General features: G+C 40.1%; 16 protein-coding genes and 2 pseudogenes. 10 read left to right on the plus strand and 8 right to left on the minus strand.

Features of this window, described 5'->3' with window-relative positions; translation table 11 throughout:
• Positions 1-6: 6 nt before the first annotated feature.
• Positions 7-249, plus strand: a pseudogene (locus ABLA85_RS02990) (PhzF family phenazine biosynthesis protein); the annotation flags it as partial.
• A gap of 69 nt (positions 250-318) precedes the next feature.
• Complete coding sequence (locus tag ABLA85_RS02995; RefSeq protein ID WP_367961207.1) at positions 319-480, plus strand: PhzF family phenazine biosynthesis protein; 162 nt, start codon at positions 319-321, stop codon at positions 478-480.
• A gap of 489 nt (positions 481-969) precedes the next feature.
• Here ABLA85_RS02995 and pyrB read toward each other — a convergent pair whose 3' ends face one another.
• Entirely contained in the window at positions 970-1908 is a 939-nt protein-coding gene (gene pyrB / locus ABLA85_RS03000) for an aspartate carbamoyltransferase (RefSeq protein WP_367961209.1), read from the minus strand.
• Positions 1909-2408: 500 nt separating this feature from the next.
• Here pyrB and ABLA85_RS03005 point away from each other — a divergent pair, with 500 nt between their 5' ends.
• Positions 2409-2639 carry a hypothetical protein gene (locus tag ABLA85_RS03005; protein ID WP_367961211.1) on the plus strand — a complete coding sequence of 77 codons (231 nt, stop codon included), beginning with the start codon at positions 2409-2411 and terminating at the stop codon, positions 2637-2639.
• A gap of 193 nt (positions 2640-2832) precedes the next feature.
• Here ABLA85_RS03005 and ABLA85_RS03010 read toward each other — a convergent pair whose 3' ends face one another.
• The gene (locus ABLA85_RS03010; RefSeq protein WP_367961213.1) at positions 2833-3033 is read right to left on the minus strand and encodes a hypothetical protein; all 201 of its coding nucleotides are present in this window, start codon (positions 3031-3033) and stop codon (positions 2833-2835) included.
• A 465-nt stretch (positions 3034-3498) separates the two neighbouring features.
• Between ABLA85_RS03010 and ABLA85_RS03015 the strand changes: the two are divergent.
• The 3 genes and pseudogenes from ABLA85_RS03015 to ABLA85_RS03025 all read left to right on the plus strand — a co-directional run.
• A pseudogene (locus ABLA85_RS03015) lies at positions 3499-3774 on the plus strand (RtcB family protein); the annotation flags it as partial.
• A gap of 95 nt (positions 3775-3869) precedes the next feature.
• A complete protein-coding gene (locus tag ABLA85_RS03020) occupies positions 3870-4628 on the plus strand; it encodes a nucleotidyltransferase domain-containing protein (protein WP_367961248.1) in 759 nt (252 codons plus the stop codon).
• A 491-nt stretch (positions 4629-5119) separates the two neighbouring features.
• On the plus strand, positions 5120-5740 hold the full coding sequence (locus ABLA85_RS03025; protein WP_367961215.1) for a LysE family translocator: 621 nt from the start codon (positions 5120-5122) through the stop codon (positions 5738-5740).
• A 90-nt stretch (positions 5741-5830) separates the two neighbouring features.
• Here the strand turns inward: ABLA85_RS03025 and ABLA85_RS03030 are convergent, their stop codons facing one another.
• Positions 5831-6958 (minus strand): alpha/beta fold hydrolase, encoded by a 1128-nt coding sequence (locus ABLA85_RS03030; protein WP_367961216.1) that lies wholly within the window; start codon positions 6956-6958, stop codon positions 5831-5833.
• A 347-nt stretch (positions 6959-7305) separates the two neighbouring features.
• Positions 7306-8319, minus strand: a complete 1014-nt coding sequence (argF, locus tag ABLA85_RS03035) for an ornithine carbamoyltransferase (protein WP_367961217.1) — start codon at positions 8317-8319, stop codon at positions 7306-7308.
• 231 nt (positions 8320-8550) lie between these two features.
• Between argF and rraB the strand changes: the two genes are divergently transcribed.
• A complete protein-coding gene (gene rraB, locus ABLA85_RS03040; RefSeq protein WP_047684598.1) occupies positions 8551-8973 on the plus strand; it encodes a ribonuclease E inhibitor RraB in 423 nt (140 codons plus the stop codon).
• Between the two features lie 85 nt (positions 8974-9058).
• Here the strand turns inward: rraB and ABLA85_RS03045 are convergent, their stop codons facing one another.
• The 4 genes from ABLA85_RS03045 to ABLA85_RS03060 form a co-directional block, all read right to left on the minus strand.
• On the minus strand, positions 9059-9562 hold the full coding sequence (locus ABLA85_RS03045; RefSeq protein ID WP_367961219.1) for a GNAT family N-acetyltransferase: 504 nt from the start codon (positions 9560-9562) through the stop codon (positions 9059-9061).
• Positions 9563-9805: 243 nt separating this feature from the next.
• Positions 9806-10579 carry an amino acid ABC transporter substrate-binding protein gene (locus tag ABLA85_RS03050; RefSeq protein WP_367961220.1) on the minus strand — a complete coding sequence of 258 codons (774 nt, stop codon included), beginning with the start codon at positions 10577-10579 and terminating at the stop codon, positions 9806-9808.
• 79 nt (positions 10580-10658) lie between these two features.
• Complete coding sequence (locus tag ABLA85_RS03055) at positions 10659-11423, minus strand: amino acid ABC transporter ATP-binding protein (RefSeq protein ID WP_367961222.1); 765 nt, start codon at positions 11421-11423, stop codon at positions 10659-10661.
• Complete coding sequence (locus tag ABLA85_RS03060) at positions 11407-12114, minus strand: amino acid ABC transporter permease (RefSeq protein ID WP_367961224.1); 708 nt, start codon at positions 12112-12114, stop codon at positions 11407-11409. Before ABLA85_RS03060 ends, ABLA85_RS03055 begins: the two co-directional genes overlap by 17 nt.
• Positions 12115-12509: 395 nt before the next feature.
• Between ABLA85_RS03060 and ABLA85_RS03065 the strand changes: the two genes are divergently transcribed.
• The 3 genes from ABLA85_RS03065 to ABLA85_RS03075 all read left to right on the plus strand — a co-directional run bounded on the left by ABLA85_RS03065 (position 12510) and on the right by ABLA85_RS03075 (position 14416).
• On the plus strand, positions 12510-12668 hold the full coding sequence (locus ABLA85_RS03065; protein ID WP_367961226.1) for a transposase family protein: 159 nt from the start codon (positions 12510-12512) through the stop codon (positions 12666-12668).
• Between the two features lie 613 nt (positions 12669-13281).
• Positions 13282-13593 carry a hypothetical protein gene (locus ABLA85_RS03070; RefSeq protein ID WP_367961228.1) on the plus strand — a complete coding sequence of 104 codons (312 nt, stop codon included), beginning with the start codon at positions 13282-13284 and terminating at the stop codon, positions 13591-13593.
• A 61-nt stretch (positions 13594-13654) separates the two neighbouring features.
• Positions 13655-14416, plus strand: coding sequence for an enterotoxin A family protein (locus tag ABLA85_RS03075; RefSeq protein ID WP_367961230.1), 762 nt, complete (start codon positions 13655-13657; stop codon positions 14414-14416).
• The last annotated feature ends 26 nt before the right edge of the window (positions 14417-14442 follow it).

Genomic DNA, 14442 nt, shown 5'->3' on the forward strand with positions numbered 1-14442 from the left:
TTTGCAACACAAATGCAGGCAATCGCCAATTGGACAAACCTTTCTGAAACGACGTTTGTCCTGCCGCCTGAAAGCAGTGAAGCCGATTACCGGGTACGAATATTCACACCAGAAAGTGAGCTTCCGTTTGCTGGTCATCCCACTATAGGCACGGCATATGCTTTGCTTGAAGCGGGTGTTATCCGGCACCGTGAAGGCCGCATTGTTCAAGAGTGCGGCACAGGTCTTGTTAATCTTTCAGTAACAGAAAAGGTGTCTAGTCATTTTTGATAGCAAGCTCGCCCTGATTATGCACGACTTCGGGAACATGATCGCGAAATGAATGTCACTGGGATCTGTCTCTATGGCGAACAGGATAGAAATAATAGCTTGCATATCGAAGTCCGGTCTTTCGCGCCAGTATGTGGTGTAAACGAAGATCCGGTATGTGGTGGTGGTAACGGCAGTGTAGCGGCATTTATACGCCATCACCTTGCCTGAAGATGGTTTGATTTGCTCCTCTCAAGGACAGGTACTCGGTCGTGATGGAAAACTTCAACTGACTGTCACTGACGAGAAAATTCTGGTCGGTGGTCATGCCGTCACATGAATCAGTGGCACTATCCGTTTTTGACGGACAGCAATTTTTGATGAACAGCCGTTTTTCATAAAAAGCTTGAACAACTTGTAGCCGGAAATTGGCGTGCGATTTTTTCCATTTTATCATTCAGGAATGATATGAGTAGGTTCATTGTTTAAGTCTCACTGTTGTTTTTACCTTTAATCGTTAATGCTGCGAAATTCGGAAACCATGAATAATATTCTTTCTGAAAAAGATATTATTATTACAGTGAGCGATAGTAATTTAGTTACATCAACAACAGAGAATGGAGTAAAGCATTTTTCAAAAAATCATATTATGACCAAAACATAATTCCCTTGGTCATAATATTAACGGCTGCTTATTTTTGTGAATAAGCTGTTGCATTATTACGCGATAACGGCATTCTCATTTAATACCAGTGACAGCAATGCCTGACGGGCATAAATACCATTACCTGCCTGTTGGAAATAGTAGGCATAAGGTGTTTTATCCACATCAACAGTAATTTCATCAATACGTGGCAATGGATGCAATACTTTCAGGTTATCTTTGACATTGACCAAATCCGCTGCACGCAGTACAAACTGAGCTTTAATATTGGCGTATTCAGAAGGATCAAGACGCTCTTTCTGTACACGGGTCATATAGAGAATATCCAGTTCTGGCAACACATCTTCAAAGTTATTGTGAATGCTGTAACTCACCTGTTTTTCAGCCAGCATATGCAGAATGTAATTCGGCATGGAAAGGGCATCCGGTGCGATAAAGCAGAAATGGTTACCTTCAAATTTTGCCAGCGCCTGTGTCAATGAATGTACGGTACGCCCGTATTTCAAATCGCCCACCATAGCGATTTTCAGGTTATCCAGCTTGTTTTGGGTTTCCTGAATGGTAAACAGGTCGAGCAAAGTTTGGGTTGGGTGCTGATTCGCACCATCACCAGCATTAATGACCGGTATATGACCGGAAAATTCAGAAGCAAGGCGAGCGGCCCCTTCCTGTGGGTGACGCATCACAATCGCATCAACATACTGGCTGATAATAGAAATAGTATCGGCCAGTGTTTCTCCTTTTTTGCCTAGAGATGTATTACTGCTGTCTGCGAAGCCGACTACAGACGCGCCAAGTCGTTGAATCGCTGTTTCAAAAGAGAGACGGGTGCGTGTAGAGGCTTCAAAAAAGCAGCTAGCGATAACCTTATGTTTCAGTAAATCAGTCTGTGGATTGGCTTTCAGTGCTGCTGCTGTCTGCAATACCAATTCAAGATCTGTGCGGCTCAAATCATTAATTGAAATGATATGCTTGCGATATAACGGGTTAGCCATGTTTACATTCCTCTATTTATGACTTTTAGCCTTTGACTGGGCAGACAAAAAAAAGCCCCTCAATTGAGGGGCTTTTTAAATGATCGGTTTAGCAATGGGAAAAACAATACGCTCAGGCTGCCAGTTGGCAGTGCTTTGTTGAATTGATATTTTGCAACGTTATCTGTGGCGCAGTATTTCATGTTTTCTCCCCGCAAATCGTCGCGCATTATACTCACGATTGTATTCATCGCAAGGTTTGTGGAAGAAATTTTTATTTCAGTCAGTAGCTCATGGACGGAACCAGGGAGGATATTATACCTTGCGTCTTTCAAGTTGACTCTTGTTGGCTATACTCACTCAGCCCGGTCACATAGTTATCCATGCTCCAGTTTGTCATTCCCTTGCCGCCGCGATGTAACTTGAAATCTATTGGGTATATATAAAACATGACATTTATTTTAATAATAGGGATTATAATGTGTTACTTTTTATTTTTTTCATCAAATAAGAGGGGGTATATGCCATTTTCTCCTCCTTTTAGAAATGAGTTTTTTGAGGGTGATCTGATATATGGTTTAACTGATGAAAGAGAGCGTTATATCAGTCATTTTGATAAATTTAAAATTGTTAAACATAATATTACTGAGTCTACTTCTGGACAAGAATTCTCTAAACCGGCAATGATTAATTATTATTTAATCCCGGTTGAAGAGAGAGAAATGTTGCTAGCAAAATACAATTTTGGTTGAATCAAGAACCTATTTATCCGCCTTGGGTTTCAGATGAAACATTATGGGAGAATTATTATCGGCGCAGTATACTTAACCACGATCTATCCGGGGAGTTTGCTAAGTTATTTAATACGATGTAATTAGCCGTTATACCCAATGGATTTACGGCCACGGGAAACACCATCCTGATTCAGTTTTGGGCCATATAATGTTAAAAGAGCTGTCGAGCCTCCCATTGATCGGCTGCACCGTAAGCGCGGCAAACCAAAGAGATGATCACCGTGTAAATGGGTGATAAAAACCTTTCTAGTTTGGGGATCGTCCACAATGCACTGTGGATCGTTTGTAAATCCAGAATAAAGCAGGTGGCATTGCGCTCTTTAGCGGGAATGCCTGTTCTGGACCCATGCATCTCAATTCTATGTCATTTTCTCCTATATGCTTTACTTGGCTTTATCTTGCGAGTGGTTCCTGTTGGCCCTATTGACAAAAACGGTGCGGAAGAGTGCAGGGCGACATGCTTAATCTGGTCTGCGTTTGTCTAATGTTGTAGCCAAAACGCCAATAGCAGCTCTGCATTTCATCCCTTTCCTTATCATTAGATTATCTTAATTTACAAATAACGATACAAAAAGATAAGAAAGTCAAATAGCAAAAACTATTGTCGAAAATAGATAAAAATAAAAACGATTATTTTTCAAAATAATAAAAAATGTTTTTATGTTTTTCCAAAGTTAGCACAGGATTGGTAATAACAAGATTGGCAATAACGATAAGTGTTAACGCACTGATGAAGTCGCATGGAGTTCTAAGCAATTAAAGGAGAGCAAAAATGAAAACATTTGAAATGAAAACAACTGAAATGAAAACAACTGAAATGAAAACCAACGGTTATAACTCATTGACGAAAGAGAATGGGGCCCTGGTAAACATGTGGACGAATGACGTCCCTGTTGATCCACAAGCTATTACTCAGTTGCGGAATACCGCCAAGATGCCTTCTGTATTTAAACACCTGGCGAGAATGTCGGATGTTCATGTCGGTAAAGGTTCTACCATCGGTAACGTGCTCCCGACTTGGGGTGCCATTATCCCGGCGGCGGTTAGGGTGGATATCGGCTATGGAATGATAGCAGTCCGTATTTCGCTGGTGGAAGTTGTACATACTTTGCGTCAGGTCGTTTGTGTAAAAGGATAGTAAATAGAAATAGGTAAGAAAAAATGGAAAGGGAAATAGTCAGTCTAGTAATGAAAAAGCGTATCAAGAGGGAACTGGATAAGATAGAGAAAAACTATGACGTGCACATATTGTACGCGTGTGAATCGGGTAGCCGTGGGTGGGGTTTTGCTTCACCCGATAGTGATTACGATGTGCGGTTTATTTATGTTCATCCTATGGATTGGTATTTGAGAGTAGAAGCAGGACGGGATGTTATTGAACAATCAATTAACGATAAGTTGGATATCAGCGGTTGGGAGCTACGCAAAACCTTAAAATTACTGAAACAGGCAAATCCAACATTAATGGAATGGTTGGATTCCCCCATCATCTACCAGGCTAATGCGGCAGCAACCAATGGATTGAAAACGCTGGTGCCACATTTCTTTTCGGACATTAAAGCGCGTTACCATTATCTTTCAATGGCGAAGAAAAATTTCCAAAGTTATCTGCAAGGTAAAGAAGTCCAGTTAAAAAAATATTTCTACGTATTGCGCCCGTTATTGGCTGCCCATTGGATTGAAATGGGCAAGGGTGTACCGCCGATAGATTTTGAAACGCTGGTGGAAGGAACAGTACATGATCCTCAATTAAAAGCAGAAATTGCCGATCTGCTGCGAATTAAACGATCTGCAAGTGAGGCAAAATATGGTTTGCGTAAGCCGAAAATTCACACATTTATTGAATCTGAACTTGATGAAACATTGGCGCGTTGTGAACTGAATGATAACTGTGAACATAATCAGGAATTACTTGATAACTATTTGAAATGTTGGGTAATGAGATGATGCTAAAACAAAAAAATAAATAAAAGAATGCCGATTATTGAGGGGAAATATGGATCAAATCGATATATGAGTGTGATTTAACTTCATTAGTAAATGTTGTCTTATCCTTTATCCTTAAGGATAAAAAATAATAGTTATGGACTCCCTGCTGGCGTTTATGGTTGCCTAATTCACGGGTATTAATCCTGATTGAGTGCCGCGTTGGGTTTGAAAACTTGTAACGGCAGAGGGAGACGCCTTTCAGCACTATTTTTTCAGCACTATTTGGAGTTAATATACTTGGAATTAATGCACCTGTAAGATATACGCTCCGATATATTCTCTGTCCCTTACTATATTCAAGCAGCTTTAGGACGGGGGAGGATATCAAATGTGTCAGCTTTCGGTTCGTAACGGAGTTTAGTTGACAAAAACTGTTCCTGTCGAATATATGAGTATGAAATAACATCATAATTAAGCATTCTTTCGTGCTCTTATTTTCGGAGATAAAAATGACAGTTTTGGATTCCTTTCTTGCCTTTACAGTTGCGGCTACACTGTTAACTCTAACCCCTGGTTTAGATACCGCTTTGATTTTAAGAACTGCCGCGGCAGAAGGCGGGAAAAAAGCTTTTCAGGCTGCACTTGGGATCGATACCGGATGTTTGATATGGGGAGCGATGGTGGCATTTGGTTTAGGGGCGTTAATTGCTGTATCTGAACTGGCATTTAACATTCTGAAATGGTGCGGTGCATTGTATTTATGCTGGTTAGGGCTCCAGATGATCTGGCGGCCAAACTCAGATCTTGGTGGAGAAAACCCTTCTTCTGTGAAAACGCCGAATTGGTTTGTCAAAGGAATGTTGGGAAATGTGTTGAATCCCAAAGTTGGTGTATTTTACGTCTCCTTCTTACCACAGTTTATTCCCCAGGGGCATTCACCCATTATCTGGACATTTGGATTAGTGGCAATTCACGTCATACTCGGCACGCTATGGTCATTGGCCCTGATTTATGCTACCCGGCCTCTTTCCCACATTTTACGTCGTGGGAATGTTATTAAATGGATGAATCGCACGACCGGCGGATTGTTTTTATTTTTCGCGTTTAATTTGGCGTTAAGTCGGCGCTAACCTTGTGTTCAGGGTAAATGGATGCAGTCAACAAAGCTGTAACTTGAAAAATGACAGCTATGTAGGGTGTATCCGTATTTTTAGTCATTATTAATTGATGAATTCAATATCGTTTAAGTTATTTTTGATTAAATCTTCCCCATTAAAAAATTGAATAAGGAGATCGGCCAGTACATCTGGGCGTTCCACCATTACGAGATGATCTGATTTTTTTATGGTGGTAAATAGTGAGTTTGGAAAAATAGAGGCGCAAATTTTAACATTTTCAGGTGGTGTGATGATATCGTATTCACCGGTTGTAAATAAAACGGGCTTGTCAAAATTGACTGCTCTCTCATATTTCTTTTGGTTCAAAAGACGCATTTGGAGATGCTTATATCTTTCTCCTTGATGTTGTGTTGATTCTAATAGTGTTTTTTTCAAAAGTTTATAGGTCGTTTCTTTTCCTAATATATCAATGCCTGGTTCGAGACAGAGAAGGCTTGAAATTATTTTCTCAACAGACTCCTCATATTTTCCCTCAACAAGTAATTGTAACGCTGCATTTAGTCTGTTTCGAATGTGAAGTGGCTGAGTAAGTGCTGTGCCAACTAATGCGGCTTTATTAATCCTGTCAGGCCATTGATATGCAAAAGCCAGGGCGATAGCCCCACCGTATGAAATACCAATGAGGTTTATTGTCTGCAAGGAAAGGACATCTAAAATATGTCGTGTACATTCGGCAAGAAACTCAAAGCTTTTGTTGTCTGGAATATTGTCCGCAGATCCTATTCCCGGTAAATCAACCATAATTAAAGGGCTGTCATCTTTGAGAAGATATTCAAGATGAGGTAAGGAGTACATATCCTGGAAACCGCCCGCGATAATTAATTTGGGGACTACTGTCGTGGTATTTATATCACCAATAACACGAAAAGCATATTTTACTCCATGCCATTCAATTTCCCTTCTGTCTTGAGGTCGAAGGCGGTAACTGGAATCAATAAAAGCAGCGAGGGATTCGACATTTCTGAATCTAAGTACGTCACTCCAATCTATTTTCTTTCCTAAATTTTCCTCAATAGAAATTTGTATTTCAACTAATGAGATGGAATCTGCCCCAAGACTGAAAAAATCATCTTTAATACTCATCGATTCTACGAGTAGCACTTCCTGGCATATTTTCAGTAATTCATTTTCAGTGCTATTTGGTTTGCGATTCGGTAATGATGTTGTCATATCGAACTCCTATCATCATTTAATTAATCTTATATATTGATTGTCGTTTTGTGAAATGGGTCACTTAAGATTAGATGATTTTTTGATGAGAGAAGGTCTCAGAATACAGATGATGAGCTACTTTGTTACTAAAAAATAACATAATGAGATTATAATTAAATGGTATTATCAGGTGGTATTGATAATGCTTGAGGATTGATAAAGCAGCCTTGTACGGTAAATTGAATTCAAAAATCATGGGGATAAACTATGGAAGTGTTATCCCCGTGGCTGCCTGATAATGTGGTTCAAAAACAGTGAAATGGTCATTTAAGTAGTGATGGATTGTTGATGATTGTCACATCAAATCATAAATCCAGCTCTTGTACCAACGTTGCTACCATGACAGCTTTAATAGTATGCATACGGTTTTCTGCCTGATCAAACACAATGCTGTGTTCTGATTCAAACAGTTCATTAGTGACTTCCAACCCACCATACAGGTTGAACTCTTCTGCTAATTGTTTACCAAGTATCGTTTCTTCATCGTGGAAAGCTGGCAGGCAATGCAGGAATTTCACATTCGGGTTTTCCGTCAATTTTACGACATCCATATTGACCTGATAAGGTTTTAATAAGTCAATCCGCTCTTGCCAGACGTTTTTAGGTTCTCCCATTGAAACCCAAACATCGGTATAGAGAAAATCTACATCCTTGACGCCCATTGTAATATCTTCTGTCAGTGTGATCTTACCCGCCGTTTTTTCGGCTTGTTGTTGGCATTCTGCCACCAGTTGAGGATCTGGCCAGCAGGCTTTCGGGGCGACTAAACGCAGATCCAACCCTGTCAATGCGGCCGCTTCTAACATTGTATTACCCATGTTATTACGTGCATCACCCAGATAGGCCAGTTTTATTTCTGTGAGTGGTTTTTGGCTATGTTCCTGCATGGTCATGAGATCTGCCAGCAGTTGAGTCGGATGAAATTCATTTGTCAGCCCATTCCAGACAGGAACACCAGCATACTGCGCTAATGTTTCGACAATATGCTGTCCATAGCCACGATACTGAATACCATCATACAAACGCCCAAGTACCCTTGCGGTATCTTTGATAGACTCTTTGTGACCGATCTGGCTGCCATTGGGGCCTAAGTAAGTGACATTTGCTCCCTGGTCATGGGCTGCAACTTCAAACGCACAGCGTGTACGAGTAGAATCTTTCTCAAAAATCAGGGCGATATTTTTTCCTGCCAGTAAGGGAGATTCTTTTCCTGATTTTTTATTCGCTTTTAATTTAACTGCCAGTGTTAAAAGTGTATCAATTTCTGAGGGATTATAATCAAGTAATCTCAGGAAGTGACGTTGGAAAAATGGATTCATACAGCATTTTCTCCATAGGCAAAATATTGAATTAATATTCACTATATATCGATAAAAAATCTAATTACAACCCTTATAATGTGAATCGGTAATTTGAGGATCATTAGGATAATTGAGATTCAGTCAACTACGACTTGTATTTTCTGTTTAACAAAATTGGATAGCTATATCCTTTGTAGGGAAAAGATGGGAGAATGCGAAACAGGATAGCCAACTGACAGGGGGATTGGCATGGCAGACCCACATGCATTAGAAGAACAGCGTGAAGAAACTCGCTTGATCATCGAAGAATTATTGGAAGATGGTAGTGATCCTGATGCGCTTTATATTATTGAACATCATTTTTCGGCAGAGGATTTTGATCGTCTGGAAAAAGCTGCTGTTGAAGCATTTAAACTGGGTTATGAAGTGACAGATGCGGAAGAGCTGGAAACAGAAGATAGCGTAGTTTTGATGTGTTGCGATGTGATCAGTGAAAGCCGTCTGGATGCTGAACTGATTAATGTACAGGTTGAGCAACTGTTGGATCTGGCTGAAAAAATCGGCGTGAATTACGATGGTTGGGGTACATATTTTGAAGATCCGAACGCGCCGGATGATGAAGATGATAATGGTGCTCTCTTCCCAGATGAAGATGAACCCAGACTTCACTAGCTTCTTTTCAAGAATTGGCTGACTAATCTATGCCCCGCGTAAACTGTGGGGCTTATTTATTGAAATCCATAAGCTATAGAGCTTGTTATAGTGTCTTGATCATTCTGACTTCGCAATCACTGTGCCCGGTATTGCCTAATGGTTCGTCAAGATAGCTGAAGCCCAGTTTTTTATATAGCGCAATGGCTGCTTTCAGCTCTGCCGTAGTTTCTAAATAACAGCGTGTAAAACCTTGTTCTGTGCCGAACGCCAGAGATTGTTGCACGATTTGTTTGGCAACGCCTTTTCCCCGCAACTCCGATGAAAGATACATTTTTTGTAGTTCACAGGTATCATTGTCACCGCCTGCCAGTGGCGCAATCCCTCCGCCTCCAACAACTTTCCCCTCCATTTCAACAACCCAGTAAGCACTACGTGGCTGGCTGTAAACTTCGTAGAGGGTATCCAGAATAGGATCGGCGACAGCAAAACCTTTGTCAGCGGTTAAACCATGTTCGGCAGATACCTCACGAATAACAGCCGCAATGTCTGCATTATCCTGTTGGGTGATAGGACGGATGATGTAGTCGTGTGTTGTGCTTTTGGTCATTTTTTTACTCTTTGTATTTTTATTTTCTGGTTAAGGATAATCCGAGACAGTAGGTGTGTTTCGGAAAATACGATAATAAAAAGCGTGGATATTGGAATCCTGCTTCAGATTATCATGATGTTGTTGAGGTATGACGATTAGCTTGATACTTATTGAAAAAATAAGTAAATAAAAGGAATTCACTAAAATGATAAAGAAGACGGCATCATAGCGATGCCGTAGTGTTACGAATTGAGTGATGAATTATTTCGAAATATCAGTGCCAAAATATTTCTCAGAAATGCGGGCATAGGTTCCGTCATCTTTCATGTCTTGCAGTACCTTATTGATAGCTTCTACCAATTCCGGATCACCTTTGCGCAATAAAACGGCAGATTTACTTGCATCAGTTTGCTGTGCAACAATTTTAACTGGTGCGTTAGGTCGATGTTTTTTGAAATCCAAAAATGACAGACGGTCATTTAAGGTGGCATCTGCTCGTCCGGTGACAACTAAATCAATGGATTGGTTAAAGCCATCCGTACTGACTAAATTAGCCCCATAAGATGTTGCTAACTGACCGTAGTTACTGGTCAGAGACTGAGCTGAGCGTTTTCCTTTGAGATCCGCGAATGATTTAATATTGTTGTTGTTATCCTTGATGATTAAGGCAACCTGAGATGTTGAGTAAGGAATCGAAAAGCTGTACTTGGTTTTCCGCTCTGGGGTGACGCCCACTTGGTTAATAACGGCATCAAAACGCTTGGCATCCAGCCCCGCAATCAGGCCATCCCATTTCACTTCCATAAACTCTGGTTTGACATTTAGGCGATGCGCAATTTCTCTGGCGATATCCACGTCAAATCCCATGAGTTTGTTAGTGGCATCATGGTAGGTAAAAGGAGGATATGTGCCTTCTGTTCCAATCTTAAAAACACCAGAAGATTTTATGGCATCAAAATCTTTACCGGCATAGCTGGTAGCAGAAATAGAAAGGGCAGCGGCACTAGCCAGTAATAATTTCAAGAATACTTTCATTGTCTTTCTCCGAAGCAATTTTTCTTCAAATCAACTTATTTAAACTAAATTTTTTTCAGACTAACGGTGGTACGGTGCTCTATATTTCCCAATCCGGTAAGGTTTCTGTCAGGGTTGAAATAAACTCGACGGTACGTTGTTGATTTGGGCGGGTAAACATGTGCTTGGCACTTCCTGATTCAATAATTTCACCGAATTCCAAAAAGACAACATCATGAGCCAGATTAGCCGCCAGACGCAGATCGTGTGTTGCCATTAACATGGTTGTTCCTTCGTCCGCAAGTTGTTTCAATACTGAAACGACTTCTTTCGATAACTCAGGATCAAGGGCTGAAGTGGGTTCATCACATAGTAATACTTTGGGAGATGGGGCCATCGCTCTGGCAATGGCAACACGCTGCTGCTGACCTCCTGATAATGTGGCTGGCCAGGCATCTGCCTTATGGGACATATCCACTTTTTCTAGTAATTCGATTGCTCGTTCTCTGGCACGTTCACGCGGCCATTTCTGTACCCAAATCAGCCCTTCCATGATGTTCTCAATCACAGTGAGATGAGGAAAAAGCTGGAAATTCTGAAATACCATACCCGTTTGCAGGCTAAAGCGCTGGATTTCTTTGTGAGGCAGTCGTTCTTTACCTGTAAATGTGATTTTTTCCTTGCCGATCATCAGTTGACCCGCTTGCGGAATTTCTAACAAATTAATGCAACGCAACAGAGTACTTTTTCCACTGCCGGAAGGCCCGATAAGCGCAGTCAGACTGCCTTCCTGAATAGTCAGGTTAATGTTTTTCAGCACTTTTTGTTCGTCGAAACTTTTTTCAATGTTAGAGAGCTGAATCATCTTTGACTTCCTTATTATTGCTATTTTGAGAGTATTGCCGGGAGAATTTCTTTTCCAGACGAACTTGCAGTGCCGATAGCAATGAACTCAGGATCAGATAAAGGATAGCGGCTTCGGTATACAGGATCATTGGTTGGTATGTCACGGCAGCGATGCGTTGTGCAGCCAGGAACATCTCTGGTACGGTAATGACAGAAGCTAATGAGGTATCTTTTACCAGTGAAATAAAGGTATTGGACAACGGAGGAATCGAAACTCTTGCCGCTTGTGGCAACACGATCCGACGTAAAGATTGCCACCAACTCATGCCAATGGAGTGGGAAGCCTCCCATTGTCCTTTAGGAACGGAATTCAGAGCTGCGCGGATCACTTCCGAGGTATAGGCACCAACATTCAGGGTAAAGCCAATCACGGCAGAGGTGAATGCTTCCAATGTAATGCCGATGCTAGGTAAGGCGTAAAATATCAGGAATAGCTGAACCAGTAAGGGGGTTCCACGGATCAACCAAACATAAAAACGTACAACTGCAACCAGTGGCTTAGGGCCGTAAAGCCTGATCAGGGCAACAATAAACCCCAGTGTAAGCCCAAGAGTAAATGTAATCAGGGTGAGGGGAATAGTGAATGTCAGGCCGGCGTAAATCATTGGCCAAAGGGAATCCAGCGCTAAGCTGAGCCAGGATGGAGTCATATATTGTTCCTATATTTTATACTTTTCGTCTTTCAAGTTATTTATCTCTTTGTTGAACGGGCAAATTCGTTCCTTTGCCGCTGCGATGCAATTTGAAATCCATTGGGTATATAGCCTAACTTCAAAAAGTATTTATTTTTTTATGTAATTGTTTTATTGATGATATGGCAATAAGAGATCATAGTTATATAAAATAAAGTTATATCTTAGAACTAATGGATAAGTTAGGAATATAAGGGAAATATGGCGTCACTTGATATGGAAAGATCAAGAGCCTGTTTCATCAGACCAGAGCAAATGGGCTAACTTGAACAATTGGATCAACAGTGTGCTTTCAGTACATAATCTCGCTGATCCACTGGCTTAACCGTACTAAATAGTATTCTTTTATCGACATGCTCACCATAGCGATTTGTTCGGTTATCTGTGGTTGTGAGAGTTTCAATGCCATTGAAGAATGCGGGAAACCTAAAGAGGATTGGTTCAGCCAATTTCTTCTGTCCAATGGAATTCCCAGCCATGCTCTTGTCTATGAGAATCTACTAATAAATTAAATTTCAATGTAATAATATTTTTATATATTTAAATGCACCATAATATATTGTTTATTATGAATTTAAAATATAATTTAAACTCAAATAAATAATAAATAATAAATAATAAATAATAAATAATAAATAATAAATAATAAATAATAAATAATAAATAATGTCATTTTTCATCAATGTAAATAACGGAGAGAGATTTTATTCACGGCTTGATTTTTATTAATTTCTGCTATAATTAAAAAATATATAAACATGTTGTTTTTCAATCTTTATATTTTCTAATGGTTAACTACTGCTGTCAGGTTATTTTTTAAAAATAGATTTTAATGAAGAGTGTAATAATATCTTTTCGGGCTGAATAAAAACAGCCTTAATGTAGTATTACTTCTTTTCCTAAGCGAACCCTTATTTTCAAACGGTAGGGATTTGCTTTGCAAATTGTTATCTTTCTTTTGGAGAAATAAAAATTATGAAAACATATAAGTTATTCATATCTATAATTATAGTGCTGAGTTGTTCGGCTTGCTCAAATGATATGAAAATAACAAAGGCAGTATATTCTCTAAAGCCTGACCCTGCTGCTCAGACACCGCTCTTCATGGTCGCCGGAGTCAACTATATGAAAGAATGTGGAAGAGGTTATGTTGTTGGGGTATGGTCAAATGCTAATAGCTGGAATGAGTGGGCGGTTTGGTTATCAGAAACAGGACGGAGTTGGAATAATAGGGATACCAAAATTTTTTGGGCTTACGGTAAGTTAAGCACTAATAAGGATAGTGGAAAGAGCGCTTATGCCACTATTCTGGCAGCCCAAGCCAGTGGACAGAAGGTGGCACTATTGGATGATGAATTTGGAGCTCGATGTAACACATGGGGTTCTGGCACATATGAAGGCGCACAATTCAATTCAGTACAAGCCTGGTTCCCATAATTGTGAATTGTTTTTCTGGTTTCTCTGAAGATTTAGAAAATTTCTAAGGGAGGCGCATTTAATGAGAATTTTAAAACTCTTTTCTTTATTATGTGTTTTATTTTTATATATATCGCAGTCCTATGCTCAGCAACAAGTTAATAAAGTTTATAGAATGGATACCCGCCCTCCAGAGAGAATCTTCCGCACAACAGGGGGCGGATTTTCTCCCTGGGGAACGAATAATAATATTGTGGAGCATGTTCAGGAGTACGGTGATATAGAGCATGCGGCTGCCGCTTCAGCATTTGTCTCAACAACTGCCAATGAAGAAGTCGCTATTGATTGGGGCGTCAATTTTGAGAATAGACAGACCTTCTACATTTATGACATAAGGCCAACCACTAATTTTTATAGTGTGATTTTATCATTACAGAACCTTTATGCTCAGACAGGAAATACAAATTATCTGAGACTGATTAATGTTTATGAAGATCAGGAAGAATATGTGGCAATCAGAGGTATTGCTGTTACACAAATTCGTGGAGCTCAGGAGTTTCTGTATGATTGGGTTAGCAATGCTTACGTTGAAGGTGATTATATATCTAACAGGGTGTATCAGGATCTTGAAACAACAGCAAATGTCGGCCCTTATATATCGAGCACTCAATTACCAAGAGAAGTAGTCACGACTGAAACTTATTGTGCTCTCAATTTGTCGACTTTTTCACGTCGTTATGATCGTCTGGCAGCCAGTACTCATACATATCCCTTTTTAAGAAAATGGAAGCAATGCCATGATGGCTTATCGATAACCGCTTTTTTAAGTGCCAGTTTTTTATAATAGTGTTTAGATAGTGTCGTCATGAA

This window comes from Xenorhabdus sp. SGI246 (genome assembly GCF_040838225.1).
In the GTDB taxonomy this organism is placed as follows: Bacteria; Pseudomonadota; Gammaproteobacteria; order Enterobacterales; family Enterobacteriaceae; genus Xenorhabdus; species Xenorhabdus indica.